This is a genomic window from Paraprevotella clara YIT 11840 (assembly GCF_000233955.1).
GTDB classification, from domain to species: Bacteria; Bacteroidota; Bacteroidia; order Bacteroidales; family Bacteroidaceae; genus Paraprevotella; species Paraprevotella clara.
Map to the genome: position 1 here is coordinate 118,792 of NZ_JH376597.1, position 22,390 is coordinate 141,181.

At 50.6% G+C, this 22,390-nt stretch carries 20 protein-coding genes; 8 read left to right on the forward strand and 12 right to left on the reverse strand.

What is annotated here, in order from left to right; all coding sequences use genetic code 11:
- Positions 1 to 19: 19 nt before the first annotated feature.
- The 4 genes from HMPREF9441_RS06775 to mfd all read right to left on the reverse strand — a co-directional run bounded on the left by HMPREF9441_RS06775 (position 20) and on the right by mfd (position 6,839).
- The gene (locus HMPREF9441_RS06775) at positions 20 to 2,305 is read right to left on the reverse strand and encodes a M6 family metalloprotease domain-containing protein (RefSeq protein WP_008619497.1); all 2,286 of its coding nucleotides are present in this window, start codon (positions 2,303 to 2,305) and stop codon (positions 20 to 22) included.
- Between the two features lie 71 nt (positions 2,306 to 2,376).
- Positions 2,377 to 2,769: a hypothetical protein gene (locus tag HMPREF9441_RS06780; RefSeq protein ID WP_008619499.1), complete on the reverse strand. Its 393-nt coding sequence runs from the start codon at positions 2,767 to 2,769 to the stop codon at positions 2,377 to 2,379.
- Between the two features lie 115 nt (positions 2,770 to 2,884).
- Entirely contained in the window at positions 2,885 to 3,103 is a 219-nt protein-coding gene (locus tag HMPREF9441_RS06785) for a hypothetical protein (protein WP_021981582.1), read from the reverse strand.
- A gap of 334 nt (positions 3,104 to 3,437) precedes the next feature.
- Positions 3,438 to 6,839 (reverse strand): transcription-repair coupling factor, encoded by a 3,402-nt coding sequence (gene mfd, locus HMPREF9441_RS06790; protein WP_008619505.1) that lies wholly within the window; start codon positions 6,837 to 6,839, stop codon positions 3,438 to 3,440.
- Between the two features lie 151 nt (positions 6,840 to 6,990).
- On the opposite strand from mfd, the gene HMPREF9441_RS06795 reads away from it, so the two are divergent.
- The gene (locus tag HMPREF9441_RS06795) at positions 6,991 to 7,734 is read left to right on the forward strand and encodes a polyprenol monophosphomannose synthase (RefSeq protein ID WP_021981580.1); all 744 of its coding nucleotides are present in this window, start codon (positions 6,991 to 6,993) and stop codon (positions 7,732 to 7,734) included.
- 155 nt (positions 7,735 to 7,889) lie between these two features.
- Here the strand turns inward: HMPREF9441_RS06795 and HMPREF9441_RS06800 are convergent, their stop codons facing one another.
- On the reverse strand, positions 7,890 to 8,534 hold the full coding sequence (locus HMPREF9441_RS06800; RefSeq protein ID WP_008619509.1) for a hypothetical protein: 645 nt from the start codon (positions 8,532 to 8,534) through the stop codon (positions 7,890 to 7,892).
- Positions 8,535 to 8,669: 135 nt separating this feature from the next.
- Here HMPREF9441_RS06800 and dinD point away from each other — a divergent pair, with 135 nt between their 5' ends.
- From dinD to HMPREF9441_RS06825, 5 genes are all read left to right on the forward strand, one after another.
- Positions 8,670 to 9,503 carry a DNA damage-inducible protein D gene (gene dinD, locus HMPREF9441_RS06805; RefSeq protein ID WP_008619513.1) on the forward strand — a complete coding sequence of 278 codons (834 nt, stop codon included), beginning with the start codon at positions 8,670 to 8,672 and terminating at the stop codon, positions 9,501 to 9,503.
- 77 nt (positions 9,504 to 9,580) lie between these two features.
- The gene (locus HMPREF9441_RS06810; protein ID WP_172634929.1) at positions 9,581 to 10,945 is read left to right on the forward strand and encodes a dihydroorotase; all 1,365 of its coding nucleotides are present in this window, start codon (positions 9,581 to 9,583) and stop codon (positions 10,943 to 10,945) included.
- A complete protein-coding gene (locus tag HMPREF9441_RS06815) occupies positions 10,942 to 11,865 on the forward strand; it encodes a vitamin B12 dependent-methionine synthase activation domain-containing protein (protein WP_008619518.1) in 924 nt (307 codons plus the stop codon). The genes HMPREF9441_RS06810 and HMPREF9441_RS06815 overlap by 4 nt, the downstream gene beginning before the upstream one ends.
- 16 nt (positions 11,866 to 11,881) lie before the next feature.
- Complete coding sequence (locus tag HMPREF9441_RS06820) at positions 11,882 to 13,072, forward strand: metallophosphoesterase (protein WP_008619520.1); 1,191 nt, start codon at positions 11,882 to 11,884, stop codon at positions 13,070 to 13,072.
- Positions 13,073 to 13,112: 40 nt separating this feature from the next.
- Complete coding sequence (locus tag HMPREF9441_RS06825) at positions 13,113 to 13,871, forward strand: lysophospholipid acyltransferase family protein (RefSeq protein ID WP_008619521.1); 759 nt, start codon at positions 13,113 to 13,115, stop codon at positions 13,869 to 13,871.
- Positions 13,872 to 13,935: 64 nt separating this feature from the next.
- On the opposite strand, the gene HMPREF9441_RS06830 is transcribed toward HMPREF9441_RS06825, so the two are convergent.
- The 3 genes from HMPREF9441_RS06830 to HMPREF9441_RS06840 form a co-directional block, all read right to left on the reverse strand.
- Positions 13,936 to 14,703 carry a DUF4369 domain-containing protein gene (locus HMPREF9441_RS06830; RefSeq protein ID WP_008619523.1) on the reverse strand — a complete coding sequence of 256 codons (768 nt, stop codon included), beginning with the start codon at positions 14,701 to 14,703 and terminating at the stop codon, positions 13,936 to 13,938.
- 98 nt (positions 14,704 to 14,801) lie between these two features.
- On the reverse strand, positions 14,802 to 15,194 hold the full coding sequence (locus HMPREF9441_RS06835) for a hypothetical protein (RefSeq protein ID WP_008619524.1): 393 nt from the start codon (positions 15,192 to 15,194) through the stop codon (positions 14,802 to 14,804).
- The gene (locus tag HMPREF9441_RS06840; RefSeq protein ID WP_008619525.1) at positions 15,178 to 15,498 is read right to left on the reverse strand and encodes an FtsB family cell division protein; all 321 of its coding nucleotides are present in this window, start codon (positions 15,496 to 15,498) and stop codon (positions 15,178 to 15,180) included. Before HMPREF9441_RS06840 ends, HMPREF9441_RS06835 begins: the two co-directional genes overlap by 17 nt.
- Positions 15,499 to 15,608: 110 nt before the next feature.
- Here HMPREF9441_RS06840 and HMPREF9441_RS06845 point away from each other — a divergent pair, with 110 nt between their 5' ends.
- Positions 15,609 to 17,423, forward strand: a complete 1,815-nt coding sequence (locus HMPREF9441_RS06845; protein ID WP_008619526.1) for a DNA polymerase III subunit gamma/tau — start codon at positions 15,609 to 15,611, stop codon at positions 17,421 to 17,423.
- Between the two features lie 31 nt (positions 17,424 to 17,454).
- Here the strand turns inward: HMPREF9441_RS06845 and queF are convergent, their stop codons facing one another.
- From queF to HMPREF9441_RS06860, 3 genes are read right to left on the reverse strand one after another with little or no spacing between them, the layout of a single operon-like run.
- Positions 17,455 to 17,922: a preQ(1) synthase gene (queF, locus tag HMPREF9441_RS06850; protein ID WP_008619527.1), complete on the reverse strand. Its 468-nt coding sequence runs from the start codon at positions 17,920 to 17,922 to the stop codon at positions 17,455 to 17,457.
- Entirely contained in the window at positions 17,919 to 18,608 is a 690-nt protein-coding gene (gene queC, locus HMPREF9441_RS06855) for a 7-cyano-7-deazaguanine synthase QueC (protein ID WP_172634930.1), read from the reverse strand. Before queC ends, queF begins: the two co-directional genes overlap by 4 nt.
- Before the next feature lie 2 nt (positions 18,609 to 18,610).
- Entirely contained in the window at positions 18,611 to 19,294 is a 684-nt protein-coding gene (locus tag HMPREF9441_RS06860) for a queuosine precursor transporter (RefSeq protein WP_008619529.1), read from the reverse strand.
- 181 nt (positions 19,295 to 19,475) lie between these two features.
- Here HMPREF9441_RS06860 and HMPREF9441_RS06865 point away from each other — a divergent pair, with 181 nt between their 5' ends.
- Positions 19,476 to 20,570 (forward strand): TlpA disulfide reductase family protein, encoded by a 1,095-nt coding sequence (locus tag HMPREF9441_RS06865; protein ID WP_244949659.1) that lies wholly within the window; start codon positions 19,476 to 19,478, stop codon positions 20,568 to 20,570.
- A gap of 113 nt (positions 20,571 to 20,683) precedes the next feature.
- Here the strand turns inward: HMPREF9441_RS06865 and HMPREF9441_RS06870 are convergent, their stop codons facing one another.
- On the reverse strand, positions 20,684 to 22,246 hold the full coding sequence (locus HMPREF9441_RS06870) for an OmpP1/FadL family transporter (RefSeq protein ID WP_008619541.1): 1,563 nt from the start codon (positions 22,244 to 22,246) through the stop codon (positions 20,684 to 20,686).
- Positions 22,247 to 22,390 lie beyond the last annotated feature (144 nt).

The following is a 22,390-nucleotide window of genomic DNA, read 5'->3' on the forward strand; positions in this document are numbered from 1 at the left end:
CGCCGTCGGATGTCCGGATTCAATTATGAATCCGAACTTTCTGAACGTACTCCCCGATTCGTACCACATAGATGCCGGACGGCAAACGGAACGTCTGTTCCCCTGCTTCGTAACGACCGGACAGTATCCGGCGGCCATCCCAAGCATAGACGGACAAGACAGACGGAACGGACAAAGACACCCACAAACATCCCTCCCTCGCGCCGATTTGGCAACCGGCCGGTTTGCTTGCAACTTCAAGCGCGTCGCCCTTTCTTGGCTTCAATATAGATACATCATCTACAAACGCCCCACAAGCTCCTTCCGTTTTGGCCAAGAATATGACTTGAAGGCGTTCCGTGCTCACGGGCAAATCCACTTCCTGTTTCGTCCACGTACCGGTTATTGCATCCAAAACCTGCAAAGGAATCCATTCCTTCGAGGTTTCCTTTTTACAATACACTTCCAACGTAACCTGTCCTCCGCTTCGTGCCTTGTTCTGGTAAAAAAAACGCAATTTGGCATTACCGTCGGGATTGTCCGTCACGGGCGGTGACACCATCACACCTCCCAAACTTCCCAACATAAACCGCTGTACCAACCCCATATAATATGAGCCATCTGCCGCATCGGTTATGTAGTCCCACGAAGCGATTTCCCCTATTCCTCCGGAACTGTCAGCCATCATACGTTCCCATTCCGTTGTATAGCCCCATTGGCTCGACACCAACCATGATGAAGCGGAAGAGGGATTCTCAAAACTTTCGTTCCATTCCGTCTTCCATTCCGAAGACGAAACCGTACCATCCACCGTAAAACGGAAAGAAACCTGTCCGTCCGCAGTGCGGTTTATATCGGACAGTTCGAAGCCTACGTCACTCCCGTCCCATGCAAACGCCGCCGGAACGGTCTGCCCGCCGAACTCCGTTTTACCAGACGAACCGGGGAAAGGGCAACCTGCCGAATTAATCTCACCGTATGAATAAGAAGAAGATGAGGGAACGGACACAGACGAAGAAGCACACACCGGATACATCATTTGCGGTGCCGAAGCGTTTATCGTATTGCCATACGCCCCTTCCTTAATCCGGGGATGCACGTGATACACCATCAGCCCTTCACCGGGCAATACCGTATCGAACCCGTCACGAACACGGCTCTCCAACAAATAAAAATCCCCCTCGGAACCTGTATCGACCCGGTACACGCCGTCTTTCTCCCAAATGGAAGGATGGAGCGAATAATCTCCTGTATGCGTTAACGTAGTCACACCCACCCAACCGAAATCATAGGCTTTCACGTAAGGGTTGAAATGTGCCGGGGTGATACCGTCGTTGTTCCAACTGCCTTGCGCCATGACATCCCATACGCCCGTGCCCTCGAAACTACCGCCCGTGGTATAATCGGTATCGTAATAGTCCATCGCTCCCAAAGCATGCCCCATTTCGTGGCAGCAAGGTCCGATACGTGATATACCTCCTCCACGGTTTCCCCGTAGCTCCGGCGTACAGGAATAACGGTCTATCTTCATGCCTTGCATGGTGATTTCCGGGAACATGGCCTCATGCGACCAGATGGCGGAGGGAGAAGCCCCGGCTTCTTCACCATATCCGGCAAACACGATATGCACGTTGTCCACATAACCGTCTCCGTCGGCATCATAATCCTGCAAGTCGATTTCCCGCACGGCATGTTCCATGGCTTCGAGAAACAAAACATACGGGTTCACATCCGAACCGCCATAACCGTTCGAGCCATAATAAGCCATAGGATACACGGCCCTGTAAGGCCCTAATACGTCGCAATGAAACGAAAGCTGCCCGTAGGAAACCTCTCGGAAGTAATCATAGACGCTTCCCTGAGCCCCATCCACGGCATAACCAGGCTCATTGAAAAGTGCATCGAAATCCGCCTCGGTCTTAGTGAAGCTTACATCGGCAAATGACATCAGGATTACTAAGGCACGATGTTCTCCAACGACTGCCGCATGCCTTCCTCGTTTTTCAACAGCCTTATTTCTGTACGATAGCCTCCTCTTTTGAGCTTCATCCACCATAGGACACAACCCTTTCGGCTGTTGCGCCAGAAAACGACGCAAACTTTCCGGGCGTTCGGCATCGGCACACAATTTATAACCAGAACGGACAGCATTCCCCATGCTGTCCGCCTTAGCAAAATACCATTCATTTCCCGAAGGTAGTAAGGTATAATTGTCTGTGGTCAAAGCCCATTTGTTGTATTCGTCGCCTTTAAGACGAATTGACACTTCCGTACTGTCCCCAAACTTATAAAGGACTTTATGAGGATAGGCAGGAACTGAATACATCTTTATAGAAAACAAAGAAAACACAGCTAACCAACATCCCCTTCTTCTCTTATTCATTCTACAAATAAAAGCTACTTTTTATATAATATAGAGATTTCCTCTCCATTTGAAGTATTAGTCAATACCATTTTAACGCCTTCACTAACAACGCCTTCAAGATTTGCCTTTCCCGTTTGTTGGGGTCTAAATACAATCAAAGTTCCAGAATATGTATAAGAATAAGGACTTGACGTATTGTCAACAATCGTACCTCCTGCATTTCTTTGTTCTACTTCATAATAAGCTTTTGTTTCATCCGCAAAGCGAATACGCGTTGTTATAGTACCAGACTCATAAATATCTTCATATTCCCAAACTGTTCCCGCATAGGGATGTCCTTCATCATCATCACTACAACTAGAAAAGGACAAAACCGATAATACGGCCACAAACATCCAACTCAAAAATTTTAAAGTCTTCTTCATAACATTTCTTTTTAATTATTAATATGAAATTAAACTGATGCAAAGTTAAGGAGGAAAATGCGTTAAGACATATAGAATTTGTAGACGTAACGGCTACAAACCGTAGACAAAACCGCTACGGTTTGTTATCGGAAACAAAGTCGTCGGTATAGTACTTAAAGAAATCATGGGACAAAACACAAGAAATACGATAGAGCAACAACGTGTCTATGCTCTCCTTACGAAATAGTTTGTACACATTGGTACGGTCGCAATAGAGTTCCTTTGCGAACCATGACACGGAACGTCGCTGGCGGCGCAGTTCCTGTTCGATGAGCTGACCAATGTGTACCATAAAAACAAAAGCGTAAACCATCCAGTGCTTATTGCCTGCCTGAGGTACCGCCAAGTAACCTGAAGATCGCATATAAGCACAGACGGTTCACGCCCGTTAGGACGCGAACCTCTCGTAGCTTATCCTCTGATCTTCAAATTTTGGCGGTTTTCAGACAGTGAGAATGTAAGCTAAAAGCTCGTTTTCTTAAAAGCTGAATGGAATCGCTATTCCACTATTTATATGTTTATCTTTATTGTCGTCTGACTACTTTTGTTCTTATAAAGCCCCCAAAGGTACGAAGATTCCGGCAAAAGTACAAACGGGTAAAAGAAACACGCCTTCAAGCATGTGTTCACACCGCCTGCAACTCCGAAATCTGCCGGAGTATCCCGACGGCATCTTTCACCGAACGCACTTCCTGAATCACCATCGAACGGCGGCCGTTAGCCTCACGCAGGTTGCTGCGATGGGCATTCATGGCAGCGTATGCGATGCACTGCCCAAAAGCCTTGCTCTCGAAATAAGCACTCTTCTCGTTCTGCACGAAATAAAGCACCATGCGCCCGGCCTTGAGGAATATCTTTTCTGCACCGAGGCACTTGCCGAGACGACGGAGCGTCACTACACGAATCAATTCCTCGCCCTCCTCCGGAATCTCTCCGAAACGGTCTTTCATGCGCAAACGGAATGCTTCCACGTCTTCGTCGCGCTCCAGACCGTCCAATTCGCGGTAGAGGAGCATGCGCTCGCTGCTGCTGGGCACATAATCATCGGGAAAAGACATCTGCAAGTCGCTCTCCAACGCGCACTCGTCCACAAAGTTCTCACCGCCCAAGTCGTTCCCCTTCCTGATTTCCTCGGCATAGAGGTCGCCGAACTCATCGTTCTTCAGTTCCTTCACGGCCTCGGACAAGATTTTCTGATAGGTCTCATATCCCAGGTCGGCGATGAAACCGCTCTGCTCGGCTCCCAACAGGTTACCCGCCCCACGGATATCCAAGTCCTGCATGGCGATGTGGATACCCGAACCGAGGTCGCTGAAATTCTCGATGGCCTGCAGGCGGCGGCGCGCTTCCGGTGTCAAGGCAGCCAAAGGAGGCGCCAAAAGATAACAGAAAGCTTTCTTGTTGCTGCGCCCTACGCGGCCTCGCATCTGATGCAAGTCGCTCAGACCAAAGTTCTGCGCCCCGTTGATGATAATCGTATTGGCATTGGGGATGTCTATACCGCTCTCGATGATGGTGGTGGACACCAACACGTCGTAATCATAATGTACGAAACCGAAGATGATGTTCTCCAGTTCTTCCGGCGGCATCTGCCCGTGCCCCACGCAAACGCGGGCATCCGGCACATGCTTGTGCAACAGAGCCTCCAAATCGTAAAGACTGGAAATACGGTTGTTCACGATGAACACCTGCCCGTTGCGGCTCATCTCGAAGTTGACCGCCTCGGCTATCAGCTCCGCACTGAACGTATGCACCTCGGTCTGCACGGGATAACGGTTGGGCGGCGGGGTCTGTATGACCGACAAATCGCGTGCCCCCATCAGGGAGAACTGCAACGTACGCGGAATCGGCGTGGCGGTAAGCGTCAGCGTGTCCACGTTGACCTTCATCTGCCGCAGCTTTTCTTTGGTAGCCACCCCGAACTTCTGCTCTTCGTCGATAATCAACAGGCCGAGGTCCTTAAACTTCACCGACTTGCCTATCAGTTTGTGCGTCCCCACAATGATATTGATCTTCCCGTCGGCCAAATCCCTCAATATTTCTTTGGTCTTGGCTGCACTACGGGCACGGCTCAGGTAATCCACCCGAACGGGCATCCCTTTCAGACGCGACGAAAAAGTCTGGAAATGCTGATAGGCCAACACGGTGGTAGGCACCAACACCGCCACCTGCTTATTGTCCGCACAAGCCTTGAAGGCAGCGCGGATGGCCACCTCGGTCTTGCCGAATCCCACATCCCCACACACCAGACGGTCCATCGGACGGTCGCGCTCCATGTCGGCCTTTACGGCCTGCGTGGCCTTCAACTGGTCGGGCGTGTCCTCGTAGAGGAAGCTTGCCTCGAGCTCGTGCTGCATGAAACTGTCGGGACTGAAGGCGAAACCTTTCTCCTGACGGCGCAGGGAATACAACTTGATGAGGTCGCGTGCGATATCCTTGATTTTGGTCTTCGTCCGCTCTTTCAGGCGTTCCCATGCCCCCGTGCCCAACTTGTTCAACCGGGGAGGCTCGCCCTCCTTGCCACGGTATTTGCTCACCTTGTGCAGGGAGTGAATGGAGACGAACACCACATCGTCGTTCTGGTAGATAATCTTGATGACTTCCTGCATGGTGTCGCCATTGGGAATGCGCACCAAACCGCCAAACTTTCCGACCCCATGGTCTACGTGGACCACGTAATCGCCGATGTTGAACTCCTGAAGCTCTTTCAACGAAAGAGCCACTTTGCCGCTCCGCGCCTTGTCGCTGCGAAGGTTATATTTATGGAAACGGTCGAAAATCTGATGGTCGGTGAAAAAGCACGCCTTGAGGTCGTCGTCGGCAAACCCGGCATGCAAAGTACGGTTCACGGGAGTAAAACCGATACCCGAAGCCTGTTCCGTGAAAATGGAAGCCAACCGGTCGGTCTGTTTGGCAGAATCGGCCAATATATATAAGGTGTATCCCTTTTCCAGATACTCATGGAAAGTACGGGTCACCAATTCAAAATTCTTATGGAATATAGGTTGTGCCGTCAGGTGGAAACGCACGGTGGCCTGCGGTGTGGCGGACGGCTTGTTCCCCACCTCTACCCTGCGGAAATCGAGCATTCCCTTCATCAAGGCCGACCCGTCGACAAGCATCAGGTCGGCACGAAGTTTCTCGTGCCGCTCCGCCTCTTCCATCTCCGTCCGGGCCTGCTCGTCCATCAGAGCCTGCGCCGAAAAGCCGTCGGCATATACCCGGTCGGCCACGTCGCGCAAGAAAAACAAATCCTTCATCACCAAGACGGTCTCCGGAGGCAGGAAGTCCGTGAACGGCACCTTTCCCTGCACGTAACCGGCCAGTTCGGGCACGATGACGATTTCTTCCTGTTTGTCGCGCGAGAGTTGTGTCTGCACCTCAAACGTACGGATGCTGTCCACTTCATCGCCGAAAAAGTCTACCCGGTAAGGCCATTCCGAGGAGAATGAAAAGACATCGAGAATACTGCCACGCACGGCAAACTGCCCCGGTTCGTAAACATAATCCACACGCCGGAAACCGAACGCACGCAAAGTCTCCTCCACGAACGTGATGTCCACCCGCTCGCCGGCATGCAGCCTCAGCGTCTGCTCATCCAGTTTCTGCCGCGACACGACTTTTTCCATCACCGCCTCGGGATAAGTGACCACGAAAAGCGGACGATGCCCTGCCGACAAACGGCTGATAACCTCCGTGCGGAGTATCTCGTTGGCTGCGTCCCGCTGCCCGAACTTCACCGCCCGGCGGAACGAAGAAGGAAAATAGAACACTTCCTGCTCACCCAAAATCTGCGTCAGGTCGTGATAAAAATACCCGGCCTCTTCCGCATCATCCAGCACGAAAACATACGGACAAGCCATCACCTGCGGACAAGCTGCGGCCACACTGCTGAACAGCAAAGGAGCGGCCGACGCGCACAGTCCTTCCGCGAAAATCGTCCGCGCGGAACCGTCCTGCAAAGCCTTTGCCAAAGCCTTTACCGACTTATGCCCTGCATAGAGGGCCTGTAAACCTTGTATCTCCATGATTCAATCCGGTGCAAAATTACAAAGAATCACTAAAAAAACACCTCCGCCGGAAGAAATATTTCCACTCTGTTACCTGTATTCGTGATTTATGTCTATATTTGTTTCACGAATACAAACGAAGTCATTCACTTTTAAAGCTGACAGAAATATGCGTTCAGACAGTGTAGTTATCATTCCTACGTACAACGAAAAGGAAAACATAGAAAACATCATCCGGGCCGTATTCGGACTGGAACAACCGTTCGACATGCTGATCATAGACGACGGCTCGCCCGACGGCACGGCGGCCATCGTGAAACGCCTCATGGCGGACGAGTTCAAAGACCGCCTGCATCTCATCGAACGTACGGGGAAATTAGGCCTCGGCACAGCTTACATTGCAGGATTCAAATGGGCTGTGGCGCAGAAATACGACTATATCTTCGAGATGGACGCCGACTTCAGCCACAACCCGAACGACCTTCCGCGACTGTACGCCGCTTGCGCCCAAGAGGGGTACGACGTGGCCATCGGGTCGCGCTACGTGAACGGGGTGAACGTGGTGAACTGGCCCATGGGGCGCATCCTGATGTCCTACTACGCCTCTAAATACGTGCGCATCATCACGGGGCTGAAGATAAACGACACCACGGCCGGCTTTAAATGTTACCGCCGCCGCGTGTTGGAGACCATCGAACTGGACAAGGTGCGCTTCAAAGGATATGCCTTCCAAATAGAAATGAAGTTCACCGCCAAGCAGTGCGGTTTCAAGATAAAGGAAGTACCGGTCATCTTCGTCAACCGCGAGTTGGGCACGAGCAAGATGAGCGGCGGCATCTTCAGCGAAGCCGTGTTCGGGGTCATCCGCCTGCGGCTCGACGGGTGGTTCAGACACTACCCGAAGCCGTCTTGAAATCAAGCACTTACGAAAGCAAAAATATTTGCCGCAGATTAACATTTTTTTCTCATGAGATTGAAAAATCGTTCGGCTGAGATTGATTTTTCAATCTCAGCCGAACGATTTTCGGTTCTCTACCGAATGTTTTCACACGTGCCCAAAGGCCGTTTTCAGTCTTCAAACATCCTCTTTGCGTCCACCCCCAAAAGCCCGCAAAGTTGAAGCACCATTTCTTGTGGAAGCCCCATGCGCGGGTCGTCCGTCGCAGGCCAAAGGGATGCCAGGAAGTGAGGCCACTCCTCACGATAAACTCCGGCCATGCGATGATTGTAATCCGAAGTCTGCCGCAAGGAGAAACGTACGTTGGCCATGCGGTCGGCCAACTTGACCATGGGGGCGTAAGGTGTGGCACGGATACCCTCATAATATTTCACGCCCGCACGCTCGGCACGTGTACGCCCTTTTTCGTTCGTCAACGCGTACACAATCTCCGCCGCCATGAACGCCTGTGCCTCGTCCAGCCCCAAAGACCGGGCGCGTTTCCGCACGTCGTTGTACGTCAGACGGGCATCCTCTATACTGTCGTGGAACCAGGCCCCGAACATCACGGCCGGAACGTCTTCCGCCCGCGTGCATACCTCGCCTCCATAACGGGCCACCAGTTCCGCTACACCGTCCAAATGGTAAGAATAAGGCAAGTCTACGCCATAAAATTGGTTGACGGCCGCATGCGCCTCATGCGCGGCATGGCGGATACGTTCCAACAGGTCCGACTGCCGTTCCAGTATTTCAGAAAATAAAGTCTTGTTTTCCATATTCCTTTGATTTTGATTTACAAAGGAAACAAAAATCCATATACCGGACAAGATTCCGCCCGACAAGATACCACCAATAAGAAGTATTTATTAAATTTGCAGGAGATGCGGATACAAAACCATTGATGGAGGCACATGAAGACAGAAGAAATCATAGAACTTTTCCGGCAATTCGAATCGATAGCCAACGAATATGAAGGTGTCGAATGTTGGAGCGCAAGGGAACTTGCCAAATTACTTGGATACGCCCAATGGCGCAATTTTGAAAACATAGTAAACAAAGCCAAAGCGGCATGTGAACATGCAGAACAAGAGGTTTCATACCATTTTGCTGAAGTCGGCAAAATGGTTTCCCTCGGTTCCGGTTCGGAACGCGAAGTTTCCGATTATATGCTCACCCGCTATGCCTGTTACCTCGTCGCCCAGAACGGTGACCCGAGAAAACCGCAAGTGGCATTTGCCCAAAATTATTTCGCCGTGCAGACGAGACGGGCCGAACTGGTACAACAACGTATCCTCGACTACGAACGGATACAAGCGCGCACCAAACTTGCAGAAACAGAAAAACGCCTGTCCGGCATCCTTTATGAACGTGGCGTGGACAGCAAAGGCTTTGCCCTTATCCGTTCAAAAGGAGACAAGGCTTTGTTTCGTATCGACACGGCATTGCTCAAAAGGAAATTAGGAGCACCAGAAAGCCGTCCATTGGCCGACTTTTTGCCTACAATCAGTATTAAAGCCAAAGACTTCGCGGCAGAAATGACCTCTGTCAACGTACAACAAAAGGACTTGTACGGACAACAAGAAATCGGGAAAGAACACGTAGACAACAATGCCGCCGTACGAGACATGCTCCTGCAACGAGGTATTGTTCCTGAACAACTTCCACCCGGTGAGGATGTGAAAAAAGTGGAACGAAGGCTTAAATCAGAAGAGAAACGGCTGACCGGAAAAGCGAAAAAGAAATAACCGAATACGCCCATCATCTTCTCCGAAAATAAAATATTATAAAAACAGGAGCTGAAAAAGACCCTATAAAGAAAACCATTATGAGAACCAGAATACAAAATGCCACCATCGTCAACGAAGGAAAACGCTTCGTAGGTACGGTCACACTGGAAGACGACAAGATTCTGAGCATCGTCCCGTCCGACGATACCATACACACCCTTCCGCCGACCGACCGCGTGATAGATGCCGAAGGGTTGTACCTGATACCGGGCGTGATAGACGACCATGTGCATTTCCGCGAACCGGGACTGACCCACAAGGCCGACATCGCCACCGAAAGCCGGGCGGCGGCGGCCGGAGGCGTGACGTCGTACATGGACATGCCGAACGTCGTGCCGCAGACCACCACTCTCGAAGCCTTGGACGACAAGTTCCGGTTGGCAGCGGAAAAGAGTCTCGTCAATTATTCTTTCTTCTTCGGGGCCACCCATACGAACACTGACATGCTGGAACAACTGGACCCGCACAAGGTATGTGGCGTCAAACTGTTCATGGGAAGCAGCACGGGCAATATGCTCGTCGACCGCGAAGACGCGCTACGTGCCATATTCAGCCGCTCCCCCCTGCTCATCATGACCCATTGCGAAGACTCGTCCATCATATCGGCCAACCTGAAATCGTTCCGGGAACGGTATGGAGACGACCCGGACGTGAAATACCATCCTGCCATCCGCAACGAAGAAGCTTGTTTCCGTTCTACGGAACTGGCCGTCAAACTGGCACGGGAAACCGGTGCGCGACTCCATGTGGCCCATGTCAGCACCGCACGTGAACTCTCTCTTTTCCGCCGGGATCCGCTGTGGGATGAAACCACGGGACGCATGAAACCTGTCACAGCCGAAGCCTGCATCGCCCATCTGTTTTACACGGATGCCGACTATGCCCGCCTCGGAACACGTATCAAATGCAATCCGGCCATCAAGAGCGGCGCCGACCGGGCGGCTTTGCGACAGGCACTGACCGACGGGCGTATCGACGTGATAGGCACGGACCACGCTCCTCACCTGCCTGTTGAAAAAGAAGGAGGTTGCGTGAAAGCGGCCTCCGGTATGCCCATGGTGCAGTTCTCACTCGTCAGCATGCTCCGCCTGTCTGATGAAGGCGTGCTGCCCCTCGAACGTGTCGTGGACCTGATGTGCCATGCCCCGGCCCGGCTGTTCCAAATCAAAGGCCGCGGTTTCCTCCGCGAAGGCGCACAAGCCGACCTCGTACTGCTCCGTCCGTCCAGCCCGTGGACCTTACGGAGAGAGGACATCTTAAGCCGCTGCGGTTGGAGTCCGTTGGAAGGAGAAACGTTCAACTGGTCGGTGGAACAGACCTACTGTAACGGGCATTTAGTATATAATCACGGCCATATAGACACGGACGTCTGCGGCCGGCAACTTACTTTCGACCGATGACCCATACATTGACTTATCGCATACACGAGGTCGCTCCCTACATCAACTGGATATACTTTTTCCACGCCTGGGGATTCCCGCCGCGCTTTGCCGCCATCAGCCGCATACACGGCTGCGATGCCTGTCGTGCCGGTTGGTTGGCTGAATTTCCGGAAGAGGAAAGGGCGCGGGCGGCCGAGGCCATGCAGCTATTCAAGGATGCCAACCGCATGTTGGCACAGTTGGACGGAGATTTCCACACCCACGTACGTTTCGGGTTATATCCGGCCTGTTCGGACGGCGACGACCTGCTTCTTACCGACCCCGAACAGGAGGGGCGCACGCTTCGCCTCGCCTTGCTGCGCCAACAACACACCACGAAACCGGACGAGCCTTATCTTTGCCTTTCGGATTTCGTACGTCCGCTGTCGCAAGGCATATCCGACACCGTAGGTGTTTTCGCGGCTACGGTAGATGCGGACATGGAACATCTCTACGAAACCGGCGCATACGCCGATGACTTCAAGCACCTGTTGGCCCAAACGCTATCCGACCGTTTGGCCGAAGCCTCTACGGAAAAAATGCACCAAGAAGTGCGTACGACCTATTGGGGATATGCAAAAGACGAACAGTGGTCCATCGAAGACTTATTGGTGGAGAAGTTCGCCGGCATCCGGCCGGCCGTAGGCTATCCTTCCCTACCGGACCAGTCTGTCAACTTCGTGCTGTCGGAATGGTTGGGTTTTCCGGAAATCGGTATCCGGCTGACCGAAAACGGTGCCATGGTGCCGCATGCTTCGGTAAGCGGACTCATGCTATCCCATCCCTCTGCACGCTACTTCGCCGTAGGAAAAATCGGGGAAGACCAGTTAGAAGACTATGCCCGACGACGCGGTCTGCCCGTGGAAACGATGCGTAAATTCTTAGCCGCTAACCTTTAACCGTCAAAACAAAAACATGGTATTACGAATACTTCCCGTCTTATTGCTGACGTTGATATTGTCCGATGTCTACCTGTACTTCAAGTTCATGTACGGACGCAGGCACCCTCTTTGGGCCTATTTTCTCTTTTTCCTGCCCAACGCATTGTTGCTGATTGCCGCCCTCATATTGACTTGGACGGAAAACCATACGCCGGAGAACATGACCCAAATGGTCATCTTCTTCAGTCTCTACATGCTCATTGCGCTGCCCAAGATGCTGTTCCTTATCGTGGATTTGATAGGAAAAGGCATCTGCCTGTTTTTCCCCCGTGCCAAAAAGGCATGTACGATGGTAAGTTCCGCCGCGTCTCTCTTTTTGTTCTGTATCATGGGAGCAGGGTTGAGTTTCGGCCCAACCCTCTTGCAAGTCCGCCACACGAACTTCTCTTCGGCCGACCTTCCGCCTGCCTTCGACGGCTACCGCATTGTGCAGTTCAGCGACTTGCACCTCACAAGTTTCAGGAACCGGCCGGAAATGGTGGAGAAGGTCGTGGAACGCATCATGGAGCAATGTCCCGACATGATCGTGTTTACCGGTGATTTGGTCAGCACGGAAGCAAACGAATTAGACGGGTTCGACGGGATACTTTCCCGTCTGCACGCACCGGACGGGGTGTATTCCATCTTAGGCAACCACGACTACCTGACATACGCCCATTACCTCTCTACCGAAGAGCAAGCCGCCCAACGGGAAGAGTTGAAGGAAAGGCAACGTGACATGAACTGGGACCTGCTGCTGAACGAACACCGCATCATACGTCAAGGCCGGGACAGCATCGCGCTCGTCGGCGTAGAGAATGACGGGAAACCGCCCTTTCCCGAACGTGGCGACCTGAAAAAGGCTTTGGCCGGAATCCCCGGGTACGGGCAAGGCAACGACTCGACGCATATGTTTAAAGTGTTGCTCAGCCACGACCCGACCCACTGGCGTCGCAAGGTATTGCCGCAAACCGACATCCAGCTCACGTTGTCGGGACATACCCACGGCATGCAGTTCATGCTTTTCGGCTGGTCGCCCTCCAAATTCTTCTATCCTGAATGGAAATACATGTACCGCGAAGGCGAGCGCGGATTGTATGTCAGTCTGGGTATCGGCGGGGCACTCATTCCCTTCCGCTTCGGAGCATGGCCCGAAATTAACGTCATAACCTTGCACAATAAATAGGTATTACTTAACTTTGTATAGTCAAACTGTCATAGAAAACATGATGTTACTCTATCGAATCTACCAACTCTGTATCGCGCTGCCCATCCTGTTGGTCTGCACCATGTTGACGGCTATCGTCACCATCATCGGTTCGTGGATAGGCAACGCTCATTTCTGGGGATACTATCCCGGAAAAATCTGGTCTATCATCATCTGCCGCGTGCTCTTCATCCCGGTTATCGTACGCGGTCATGAAAACGTGGACAAGAAAACCTCATACGTATTCGTGGCCAACCACCAAGGGGCATTCGACATTTTTTTGATTTACGGCTTCTTGGGACGCAATTTCAAATGGATGATGAAAAAATCGTTGAGGAAAATCTTCCTGGTCGGAAAAGCATGCGAGAGCGCACGTCACATCTTCGTAGACAAGTCGGGACCGAAAAAGATTCAAGAAACTTATGCCAAAGCCCGTGAAATCCTGAAGGAAGGAACCTCGTTGGTAGTATTTCCCGAAGGTGCCCGCTCGTTCACCGGACACATGGGAGTGTTCAAGAAAGGAGCATTCCAACTGGCGGACGAACTGCAACTGCCCGTAGTCCCCGTAACGATCAACGGCTCGTTCGACATCCTTCCACGTACGAAAGGTTTCGGCTTCGTCAGACGCAGTAAACTGACTCTCACCATCCACCACCCCATCCTGCCTAAGGGAAAAGGACCGGAGAATATCAAAGAAACGATGGAGGAAGCATACCAAGCCGTCATGGCAGGCCTCCCGTCCGAACGACAGGGCTTTATAAAAAATGAAGACCAGTAAATCCTTATTCAAACGCATACGGCTCGCCCAAAAGGCGAGCCGTAATTCTATCCGGACAAAAGTTTTATTTTAAAGAATCAGTTCCCGAAAATTCCGGTAACTCTGCTAAAGAATCCTCCGGCAAGACGTCGTCATAACCATACCCCATTTGCGTCATATTCTCCTTGGCCGCCTTGATGTAATTTTTCACATATACATCATTCTTAAAATAAGGGGTGGCCTTGGCCATGATCTCTTCTATTTGAGGGGTCATCACCGGATAAGGATAACTGCTTGTCAGAATCATAAAAACGCCTGCTCCCAAGACATTATCGAAATTGGACGTAATGAAATTGGTAATCAAACGGTCGTTCTGCAATGCCAGACGGTTGGCTTCGTCATTCAAACGCACCATAATGACATCCTCATCCACCCCATCCATAATCATTTGGCTTTCCTTATGCGGCAATTCTGCTATCTGATTGTCCAACCGCGTCTTGCGACGGATAAAACTATATAAGGTATCGTTCAGAGCACTTCCTGTCACGTATTGACGTGCCGTACTGATATGTATGGACAGTTCTTCCGGCCCCAAGACAAACGGCATCAGGCATTCATCATCTATAAAAAGGCTCACCATCATGACGGAATCCAGTGCACCGATAAAATTAAACTTCCCATGCACCACATCGCTGGAGTCAATATCCACCAGATCATCATCCTTATAGGCTTTCAAATACAGTTTTTTCCCATCCATGGTCTGTATCGTAGAGTTTCCTTCCACCATGTATTCTGTCTGGTGGCAAGAAGCCAACACCATAAGGCTCACCAATATCCATAAAAAATTTTTCATTCTTCTTATATTATTCCGGACTTATAGGGGTACAAAGATAAGCGCTTATCACCAGAGGATAAAGCGTTTTATCACTATTTAAGCTTGTCTTTTCCGTTTTAAAACTTATTGTTGTTTTTTCGTGACTCTTCTTTCTCCAATTCGGCCGGAATACGAAAAGCGGTGTACAATTCCAGCACGCAAGCGACTGCCAGGCATACCACCCATTCCTGTCCGCGGGCAAAACCGAAATCAAAAATACGCATAGCCATAAAAAAGGCTGTACAAACCAACAAAAGCGCACCGATGACTTGTTGTCCCCGCAACCGGCGGATAACGAAATTATCCCCTTCGTACCCGGCACGCAACTGCATCGCAGCAAAAGCGCAAGCCCCCACCGTATAAAGATAAAAGGCATAAAGCCAACCGGTAAAAAAAGTGGCTGCCCCAATCAACAACAGCACAGCTCCGGTTATGAATACTATATTTTGAATCTTATTCAGTCTCTTCATCCGTAGTTTTTTCTTGTATGACAAAAATATCTTCGTCGTCTGTCTTCATGTAATATCGCTCACGTGCAATCTCGATTAACACGTCGGGGTCGGTGTTCATTTCCTCCAAATAACGCGTGTCATGCTCGTACATCTCCGTGTACTTCCGGATTTCAAAGCGCAATTCAGCCAACTCAGCCTTATGACGATAGCGGCTCCACAAACTGTTTTCGTCTACCACTCCCATCAACAAGACGAAAAGCCCGATGACAAAACCATATTTATGCCGGCGAAAGACATTCCAGAAAGTATGAAGCTTACCCATAACTTGACTTGTTTATAGGGGCAAAGATACGACAAAATCAACGAAAACGGAGGATGCACCCGTTTTTTTTGCTAAATTTGCTTTGCGAATAACTAATTCATCAATCCATCATGGGAGAATACATCGTATCGGCACGAAAATACCGCCCCTCGGCATTCGATGCCGTGGTGGGGCAGGAGGCGCTCACCACGACTCTGAAAAACGCCATTGCAGCCGGTAAACTGGCACATGCTTACCTGTTCTGCGGACCACGCGGAGTGGGAAAAACGACTTGTGCCCGCATTTTTGCCAAAACCATCAACTGCCTACACCCGTCCGACAACAGGGAGGCTTGCGATGAATGCGAATCATGCAAGGCTTTCAACGAACAGCGTTCGCTCAACATCCATGAGCTGGACGCAGCCTCAAACAACTCGGTGGAGGAAATACGTGCCTTAATAGAAAAAGTGCGCATACCGCCGCAGGTGGGACGCTATAAGGTGTTCATCATCGACGAGGTGCACATGTTGTCCACGGCTGCATTCAATGCTTTCCTCAAGACGCTGGAAGAGCCGCCTTCGTATGTCATCTTTATCCTGGCCACTACGGAAAAGCATAAAATCCTGCCTACCATATTGAGCCGTTGCCAAGTGTACGATTTCAACCGCATGAGCGTACAGACCATTGTCAACCACCTGAAGTTCGTGGCAGACAAAGAGGGATATGCATACGAGCCGGAGGCACTGAACATCATTGCCCAAAAGGCAGACGGCGGCATGCGTGACGCACTTTCCATTTTCGACCAGACGGTAAGCTTCACGGGAGGAACCCTGACGTATAAAAAGGTTATAGAAAACCTGAACGTACTGGACTATGAATACTACTTCCGCCTGACGGACCATTTCCTGAAAAACGAGGCAGTGCAGTGCATGCTGGTCTTCAACGAGATTTTAGAGAAAGGTTTTGAAGGCAGCCATTTCATTACCGGATTGGCCGCACACCTGCGCGACCTGTTGGTCAGCCGCGACGCAATGACCCTCCCGTTACTGGAAGTAAGCGACAGCATCAGGGCACGTTATCAGGAACAGTCGCAACGGTGCACGCCCAAATTCCTATACCGTGCCATCAAGTTGTGCAGCGACTGCGACTTGAATTACCGGGCCAGTAAGAACAAACGGCTGTTGGTGGAAATCACCTTGATACAACTGTCTCAACTGACCTTGGAAGATGACAGCGTCGGCTCGGGGCGTAGCCCTGAGAAGACATTAAAACCCCTATTCGACCAACCTGCCGGGACGGTACAACAGACTGCCGCTCCGGTCAATCCGCAGAAGCCTCAGGCTCCCGTGGAAAAGGTTGCCTCCGCCGTTCAGGACAGAACGGCACCGTATGAAACGCGCAAATCCCCGCTTCCGGACACTGAAACCACGGAACGCAGGCTTCCCAAAGTCAAACTCGGCTCTTTCGGCCCATCCATCAGCCGACTTAAACAAGGAATAGGAAATCCGGCCGAGACTTCCCAACCGGCTACAACTCCGGCTACGACAACCATAGCCTCACAGACACCGAAAGAAGAAGAAAATTATCCTGTCACGGAAGATAACATCCGTTTCTGTTGGCATGAGTTCATCAACCTCCTGCCACAAGAAGAAACCGCCATCGCACAACGGATGAAAGTCATCCAGCCCAAGCTACAGAAAGATGCCACGTTTGAAGTATTGGTGGACAACGAACAGGTGAAATTCTACATGGAACAAATCGCCCGGCGTATAGAAACCCACATGCGCAAGCAGCTCCATAACCGGAACATCACCATGACCGTACGTGTGGCCGAACCGTCAGAGGTCACCCGCATCACCAGCAAACCCCAACAATACCAAGCGATGAGCAAACGGAATCCGGCCTTGCAAAAACTAAAAGAAACGTTCGGACTGGAATTGGCGTAACCTCTCATCCGAACGTTTCTCCATTTTTCTCTTATTTCAAATCATGATTCATCATGCGGAACTCCGCCATCTGCTCGAACTTCGTACCTTTGCGGCCGTAGTTGGCATACGGATAGATGGAAATCCCGCCACGCGGAGTAAAGATACCGGTGACTTCGATGTATTTCGGATCCATCAGACGAATGAGATCCTTCATGATTTTGTTCACGCAATCTTCGTGGAAGTCGCCGTGGTTACGGAAGCTGAACAAATATAGTTTCAGACTCTTGCTTTCCACCATGCGGCGGTCGGGAATATAACTGATACGGATTTCGGCAAAATCGGGTTGCCCCGTAATGGGACACAAACTCGTGAATTCCGGACAGTTGAAACGTACCCAATAATCATTGTCGGGATGCTTGTTTTCAAAAGCTTCCAGCACCTCAGGAGCATAATCCTGGCGATACTCCGTCTTTTTACCCAACGACTGCAATCCTTCTTTTTCTCTTTCGCTGCTCATGGTTCTATATTTTCCTCTACATGTGACTTACATTCTTTCTCTGCCAAATACTTATGCAGACCCTCATTCCGCAATTTACAAGCCGGACAATGGCCGCAACCGTCGCCCTGCACACCGTTGTAGCAGGTCAGCGTGTCGTGGCGCACCAAGTCGAGCACGCCCAGTTCGTCGGCCAAAGCCCACGTCTGGCATTTGTCGATCCACATCAACGGCGTATGCAAGACGAATTGCTCGTCCATGGCCAGGTTCAAGGTCACATTCAGACTTTTGATAAACGCGTCCCGACAATCGGGATAACCGCTGAAGTCCGTCTGCGACACCCCGGTCACAATATGGTTGATGCCCCGTTCACGGGCATACACGGCAGCAATGCTGATGAAGAACAAGTTACGCCCGGGAACGAACGTATTCGGACAATGCCCCTCGGGCTTCTCCTCATCCATCTGCATGGTGGCGTCGGTCAACGAGTTCCTCCCCAATGAACCGACGAAAGAAACATCCATACAGTCCCAGTCCACATCGGCCCGTGAAGCTATGGCCTTGGCCAACTCTACCTCCTTCACATGCTTCTGCCCGTACACAAAACTCAAGGCCACGACTTTCTTGAAATGCTTTTTGGCCCAAAACAAACAGGTGGTGGAATCCTGACCGCCACTGAACACCACCAAGGCGGTTTCCTTATTCATGGTCATAATTGAGACACCTTTAATATATTATAAGAAATATTTTTGTCATACACATCTACGCCTTCCACACGTTTCACCCAGCGAACCACACGAATCGTGACGGGAAGTATGACGACCTCATAAAGCGTCTTCAGCAAAATCTGCCAGAACATCATGAGCAACAGATTATCCCAAGGCACAAGGCCGCCCAAAGCTATCGGAAAGAAGATCAGGGAATCGGCTGTTTCTCCTGCCACAGAAGACAAGACGGCGCGCAACGAAAAGCGACGCCCACCGGAAGCCACCTTCATCACGCTCATCACATAGGCATTGAGGAAAGAGCCGGAAAGGAAAGCCAAAAACGAAGCTGCCGCCACGCGGGGAGCCAGACCGAACAGATTGTGAAAGCCTTCCTCGTTGTTCCAATACGGCGCACCGGGAATAAGGTCGGCCACATAACCGAAGAAGACAAACAGGAAGTTCATCAGGAAACCCGTCCATATCAAGAATTTGGCTTTGTTGAACCCCCAAACCTCGACGATACAGTCGTTCACGATATAAGAAATGGGAAAGACCAAAATCCCGGCCGTAATATTAAACGGACCGAACATGATTTGCTTCGTGGCCAAAAGATTGGCCGAAATGAGACACACACAAAACAGTATCCCCATCAACATGAAGGATACACTGACTGTTTTTTCTTTCATATAATCTTGTTTTTTAAGAGGTTACCAAGCACTCATCGCGCATTCCTTCCGGAAACGCGGGGACAAAGATACGATAAAGACAGGAGACAGCAAAAAGATTGCATAAAAAAAGTTTTTCCCTGCACGGGAGCGAAAAGATTTCGTACCTTTACATTCAAATATCAATGATAAAAATATGAAAATGAAAAAACAAATCATGTGCCTGTCACTGGCAGCATGTTGCGGTGCGGCTTTCGCACAAACGGATTACAAGGTGACATTCACCACAGACCGGACCGACATCACTACAATCTATCTTTACTCGGAAGAGGACGGCACCGTATTGGACAGTGCTTCGTGCCACAACGGCAAAGCCGTGATGGACGGACAGACCAGATTGCCCCAAATAGCCGTCGTTGCCCAAGACAAAAAGTCCAAAAGCCCAATCTCTTCATTCATACTGGACAGCACGCCCACTACAATAAACCAGACGAAAACGGGAATTGAAGTGAAAGGTTCGCCTCTCAACCAAAAATATGCAGAGGTAAAAAAGAGCGTAAATGTCCACAATGAAAAAATGAGGGCTCTACAGGAAGAAGCAAAAGCCATCGCACAAAAAAACAACGGCAAAATACCAGATGAACAGTTGAAACGCCTGCAAGACGAGTTCGACAAAGCCCTGCACAGTCAGACCGAAGCCATTCGGACAGCCCTTCAGGAAAATAAGGATAACCTGATTCCGGCTTCCATGATTGCATTCTACAGCGAGAATATCGGCATGGACAAGGTTGAAGAATACCTGAAAGAATATGCTTATAAAGACAACGGCATACTGAAGAATGTAAACAATTACATTCAAGCTTTGAAGCGTAAGGCTGTAGGGGCCATGTTCACGGATTTCACGATGAACGACATGCAGGGCACGCCCAGAAAACTATCCGACTACGTAGGTAAAGGAAACTATGTCTTGGTAGACTTTTGGGCCAGTTGGTGCGGCCCTTGCCGTGCGGAAATGCCGAACGTAAAGAAAGCCTACGAACAATTCCACCCGAAAGGGTTTGAAATCGTAGGCATCTCGTTCGACGCACAAAAGGACGCATGGCAAAAGGCGACTACCCAATTAGGCATCACATGGCCTCAAATGTCGGATCTGAAAGCCTGGAACTGCGAAGCCGGTGCCATTTACGGTATACGGAGCATCCCGGCCACCATACTTTTCGGTCCTGACGGTAAAATCGTGGCTACGGACCTGCGCGGAGAAGAACTCCAGAAAAAGTTGGAAGAAATTTACCCGTAAGCCACAGGCAGAACGGTTCTCCGTTCCCATTCACAAAAGATGGCATCTCCGGATATCCCGAAGATGCCATCTTTCGCTTTATTATCTTACTAAATTCAAAACTGCGCGCCCACTTAGAAACTGAAATCTATTCCCAGACCAAAAACCTTATTGGTACGGGTGAAAGAGTCGCTGCCCTTCAACATACCGGAAGCAACCAAAGCGTCGGCCGTAGCCTGTCCGGCCGCCGTGGCCACCGTCGCGCTGATGCCGTTGTAATCGTTCGTAGCGCGGTTGTAGTCTTTATAGAAAGTATGGAAATAAGCCACATTCACCTTGATGCGTTTCGTAGCCTGTATCCCCAAGCCCACACCTAAGGAGTTGGAGCTTACGTTGAAACTCATATCTTTCATGTACTCGTCCGTCAGGCCGAAATAGGTGTTCTGCCATCCGGCACTGGCCTGCACACGGTCGGTGATGTCGTATTCCACACCGGCCAGAAATTCCCTCGAACCGCTCTTCAGCAATTTTTGCGAACCACCTTCCTGCGAAGCTTGTTTGTCGAAGTAATGATGATACCCTGCCATGATACGCAACGAAGGGAGGATTTCGTATTGCGCACCAAGGGTCAACAGTGCCGGGATGTCTTCTTTCACAGTCCGTCCGTCGCGGAACTTATCCAACATGGCCAAGCGTTCAGCCGACTCACTGTTGGCCGCACGGTTGTCCAAACGGATTTTCGTCTTAAACTCATACTTGGCTCCGAAGTTGAACTTGCCTATTTTATAGTCCAAGCCGATAATGGGCGTAAAGCCCCACCCCGTCTGGTCACAGTTGAGTGTCACGTCTTCCGTAGCTACAGCCAAAGTACCCATTTGCTGGGCAGCCGCACCGGCCTTTTGGGCCAATTCGGCATACTGTTGCGCCAAATCCTGATTTCCGGCAGCGGCAGCCTGTTCGGCAGCAGCCGTCAACTGTCCGGCCTGCTCTAAATAAGAAGCCATTTGTCCGGCAAACAAAGCCGAAGCCCCCACCATCTCTCCGCCTACAGGATTGTTCACCGAGATATTTTTCACATAACCGTAGTAGTTCGTGGTGGCATACACCAGCCGTCCGCCGACAAAAGCCGACAGATTGTCGGTGATTTTATAGGACGCACCGATTTGGAAACCGTAATAATACTGGCGGCCACGCATATAACTGTCGAGAGAATAGCTGTTGATGCCCATCTCGCTCCCCAACAACGGCAGCAACGCCGCCTGGCTCTCGAACGAGCCTAAACCATCTTCAAATGCGCACTTTCCGCCCCCGCCGCCAATGGCGAAGTTGAAAGAATACGACCAACGGCCACGATTGTAAGCCGCCTGTAAAGAAGGAACAACCGGAGCTTTGGCATCTCCTTTAAACAGTTTGGAAGATTCTCCACGATTGCCTGCACCGTATGCGAAGGGACCAAACACAGAGGTAATCTCACGCGTCTGGTAAGCACTCTGGAAATTCAGGGACAAATGCAATCCGTCCGGCAAAAAAGCCACACCCGCCGGGTTACTGTACACTCCGTCGATACCGATGGCACCATCTCTCGCGGGATTACGCAGGAATGCCGCATTTTGATTTGTGTTCGTAAGCAATCCTCCGGCAAAAGTTAAACTTGAAACCATCAAGCCAAAGGAAGCTACAAGAGTTTTTTTCTTCATTTCTATGAATTTTGCTAAAAATCAGGTGCAAAATTAACAATTAAAACTTATATTCACAAAGAATTCCTCATTTTATTCTATTTTCAATCGTTACACATACAACAAAACACTTCGTTCCAAAGTACACGTCTCACGACATCTCCT

Bases quoted from the DNA above. Each gene is read 5' to 3' on its own strand.
- HMPREF9441_RS06825 (WP_008619521.1), top strand. From the start codon at position 13,113: ATGATGTTACTCTATCGAATCTACCAACTCTGTATCGCGCTGCCCATC.
- HMPREF9441_RS06870 (WP_008619541.1), bottom strand. From the start codon at position 22,246: ATGAAGAAAAAAACTCTTGTAGCTTCCTTTGGCTTGATGGTTTCAAGT.
- queF (WP_008619527.1), bottom strand. From the start codon at position 17,922: ATGAGCAGCGAAAGAGAAAAAGAAGGATTGCAGTCGTTGGGTAAAAAG.
- HMPREF9441_RS06775 (WP_008619497.1), bottom strand. From the start codon at position 2,305: ATGTATTCAGTTCCTGCCTATCCTCATAAAGTCCTTTATAAGTTTGGG.
- dinD (WP_008619513.1), top strand. From the start codon at position 8,670: ATGAAGACAGAAGAAATCATAGAACTTTTCCGGCAATTCGAATCGATA.
- queC (WP_172634930.1), bottom strand. From the start codon at position 18,608: ATGAATAAGGAAACCGCCTTGGTGGTGTTCAGTGGCGGTCAGGATTCC.
- HMPREF9441_RS06845 (WP_008619526.1), top strand. From the start codon at position 15,609: ATGGGAGAATACATCGTATCGGCACGAAAATACCGCCCCTCGGCATTC.
- HMPREF9441_RS06800 (WP_008619509.1), bottom strand. From the start codon at position 8,534: ATGGAAAACAAGACTTTATTTTCTGAAATACTGGAACGGCAGTCGGAC.
- HMPREF9441_RS06865 (WP_244949659.1), top strand. From the start codon at position 19,476: ATGAAAAAACAAATCATGTGCCTGTCACTGGCAGCATGTTGCGGTGCG.
- HMPREF9441_RS06780 (WP_008619499.1), bottom strand. From the start codon at position 2,769: ATGAAGAAGACTTTAAAATTTTTGAGTTGGATGTTTGTGGCCGTATTA.
- HMPREF9441_RS06860 (WP_008619529.1), bottom strand. From the start codon at position 19,294: ATGAAAGAAAAAACAGTCAGTGTATCCTTCATGTTGATGGGGATACTG.
- HMPREF9441_RS06795 (WP_021981580.1), top strand. From the start codon at position 6,991: ATGCGTTCAGACAGTGTAGTTATCATTCCTACGTACAACGAAAAGGAA.
- HMPREF9441_RS06830 (WP_008619523.1), bottom strand. From the start codon at position 14,703: ATGAAAAATTTTTTATGGATATTGGTGAGCCTTATGGTGTTGGCTTCT.
- HMPREF9441_RS06820 (WP_008619520.1), top strand. From the start codon at position 11,882: ATGGTATTACGAATACTTCCCGTCTTATTGCTGACGTTGATATTGTCC.
- HMPREF9441_RS06835 (WP_008619524.1), bottom strand. From the start codon at position 15,194: ATGAAGAGACTGAATAAGATTCAAAATATAGTATTCATAACCGGAGCT.
- HMPREF9441_RS06815 (WP_008619518.1), top strand. From the start codon at position 10,942: ATGACCCATACATTGACTTATCGCATACACGAGGTCGCTCCCTACATC.
- HMPREF9441_RS06785 (WP_021981582.1), bottom strand. From the start codon at position 3,103: ATGGTACACATTGGTCAGCTCATCGAACAGGAACTGCGCCGCCAGCGA.
- mfd (WP_008619505.1), bottom strand. From the start codon at position 6,839: ATGGAGATACAAGGTTTACAGGCCCTCTATGCAGGGCATAAGTCGGTA.
- HMPREF9441_RS06840 (WP_008619525.1), bottom strand. From the start codon at position 15,498: ATGGGTAAGCTTCATACTTTCTGGAATGTCTTTCGCCGGCATAAATAT.